Here is a 437-nt window from a genome sequence, read left to right as displayed (position 1 = left end):
TAGCTACCCTGCGATGCCTCTGGCGAGACAACAGGTACACCAGCGGTACGTCCACTCCGGTCCTCTCGTACTAGGAGCAGCCCCYSTCAARWYTCMAACGCCCACGGCAGATAGGGACCRAACTGTCTCACGACGTTYTAAACCCAGCTCRCGTACCWCTTTAAATGGCGAACAGCCATACCCTTGGGACCGRCTACAGCCCCAGGATGMGATGAGCCGACATCGAGGTGCCAAACACCGCCGTCGATATGAACTCTTGGGCGGTATCAGCCTGTTATCCCCRGRGTASCTTTTATCCGTTGAGCGATGGCCCTTCCATWCRGAACCACCGGATCACTAAGCCCGACTTTCGTCCCTGCTCGACTTGTAGGTCTCGCAGTCAAGCTCCCTTATGCCTTTGCACTCTACGAATGATTTCCAACCATTCTGAGGGAACC

Annotated in this window: 1 rRNA gene; it reads right to left on the bottom strand. The window is 55.7% G+C overall.

What is annotated here, in order from left to right:
- Positions 1-437, bottom strand: a 23S ribosomal RNA gene (locus AC1DCG_RS25145); the annotation flags it as partial.

It is taken from the genome of Caulobacter sp. 10L414, assembly GCF_056395525.1.
Note: the sequence above shows the minus strand (reverse complement) of the source record. Positions and strands in the feature narration are given on the sequence as shown.